General features: G+C 75.5%; 2 protein-coding genes. Both read left to right on the top strand.

Features of this window, described 5'->3' with window-relative positions; genetic code table 11:
* The coding region (locus C5B96_RS16885; protein WP_146078242.1) for an ATP-binding cassette domain-containing protein at positions 1-833 on the top strand (833 nt) is incomplete at its 5' end.
* Positions 830-1874 (top strand): ABC transporter transmembrane domain-containing protein (locus C5B96_RS16880; protein WP_255414747.1); only part of this gene is annotated, 1045 nt, incomplete at its 3' end. The genes C5B96_RS16885 and C5B96_RS16880, both read left to right, overlap by 4 nt.

Below are 1874 nucleotides of genomic sequence, written 5' to 3'. Positions count from 1 at the left end.
GTGCGGGAGGCGGGGGTGCTTCGTTGGTTCGGGTGAGTGTGCGGTACGGGAGCGGGGGTGCGGCAGGGGAGGGAGCCCACGAGGAGGGCTCGTTCGCGGTGCGGGACTTCTCCGCGGAGCTGCGGCCGGGCACGGTGACCGTGCTGGCGGGGCCGAGCGGCGCCGGGAAGTCGAGCATCCTGGGCGCCATGCTCGGCTTCGTGCCCTACACCGGAACAGTGCGCTCGGCCCCGATCGCATGGGCGGGGCAGCGGCCCGGGCTGCTGGCGGGCACCGTGTTCGAGAACGTGACGCTCGGCAGCGAGCATCCCTCTGCCCCGCTCGCCGCGCGTGCCCTGGCGCTCGCCGCCCTGCCCGCCGCAGAGGTCGACCCGGCCCTCGTGCTGGGCGTCAATGGCGCGGGGCTGTCGGGCGGACAGGCGCAGCGCGTGGCGGTGGCGCGGGCGATCTACCGCCTGCTCGAGCGTGACTGCGGCGTGCTGCTGCTCGACGAGCCGAGCTCTGCTCTCGATGCGGAGGCCGAGGCGCGGCTGATCGCGGGCATCCGGTCGCTCGCCGACGACGGTGCCGCGGTGCTCGTGGTGTCGCATCGGGCGGTGTTCCGCTCGGCGGCCGATCGCGCGCTGGAGCTGGCGGCGCCTGCTGCGGGGGATGGCGCCGACGACGCCGACGCGGCCGACGCGGCCGACGTCGACGCGGCTGACGTCAACGCGGCTGACGTCAACGCGGCTGACGTCAACGCGGCTTTCGTCGACGCCTCTGCCGTACCGGGCGCCGACCCCGACGCCCACGGCGCGAACGGGTTTGCAAGCGCCGGGGCGGTGCGCCGATGAGGGCCGCCGACGTGCTGCGCATGGCGCAGCCGGCACCGCGGGCGTTCGCCCCTGCGCTCGTGTTCGGGCTGCTCGGAGCGGTGTCCGCGGTCGCGCTGCTCGGCACATCCGCGTACCTGATCGCGCGCGCAGCCGAGCAGCCGCCCATCCTGTACCTGTCGATCGCGATCGTGGGCGTGCGCGGATTCGCGCTGGCCCGGGCATCCTTTCGCTACCTCGACCGGCTCGCCGCGCACAGCGCCGCCTTCCGTGCGCTCGCGACGCTGCGGGTCGCGATCTACGAGCGCCTCGTGCCGCTCGCCCCAGCCGGGCTGGCCCGTACTCGCCGCGGCGACTTGCTCGCGCGGCTCGTCGGCGATGTGGATGAGCTGCAGAACTTTCCGCTGCGGGTCGTCCAGCCGCTGGTGACGTCGCTGCTGGTCGCCGGGCTCGCGGTCGTCGGCATGTGGCTGCTCCTGCCCGCGGCGGCGGTCGCGCTCGCGGTCGCCCTGCTGCTCGCGCTGGTCGTCGGAACCGTCGTGCACACAGCCGTCTCGTCGCGGGCCGAGCGCGAGCTCGCACCTCTTCGCGGGTCGTTCGCCGACGAGACCCTCGACGTCATCTCGAACCTCGACGTTCTCACGGCGTTCGGGGCGGTGGATGCCCGGCTGGCCCGCCTCGAACGCTCCGACGCGCGGCTGACGCGGTCGGCGACCCGGCGTGCTGCCGGCGCCGGAGCCGCCGGCGCGGTGCTCTCCCTGCTCGCGGGGCTGGCCACGGTCGCGTCCCTGGCGCTCGGCATCGCGGCGCTCACGGCGGCGGCGCTCGCGGTCGCGGGCTCTCCCGTCTCGGACGCGACGACCGCCACCGCCGCTACGGTCTGGGGCGGTGCCGGTGTCGCGCTCGGCGGCGCCGGCCTCACTGGACCGGTGCTGGCCGTGCTCGCTCTCCTCCCGATCGCGGTCTTCGAAGTGTTCGCGGCCGTTCCCCTCGCGGCCAGCGCCTGGCGGCAGGTGCACGCCAGCGCCGCGCGCGTGGCGTCGGCCCTCCCCGCCACCCTCC

It is taken from the genome of Subtercola sp. Z020 (assembly GCF_002931235.1).
Lineage (GTDB): Bacteria > Actinomycetota > Actinomycetes > Actinomycetales > Microbacteriaceae > Subtercola.
Note: the sequence above shows the minus strand (reverse complement) of the source record. Positions and strands in the feature narration are given on the sequence as shown.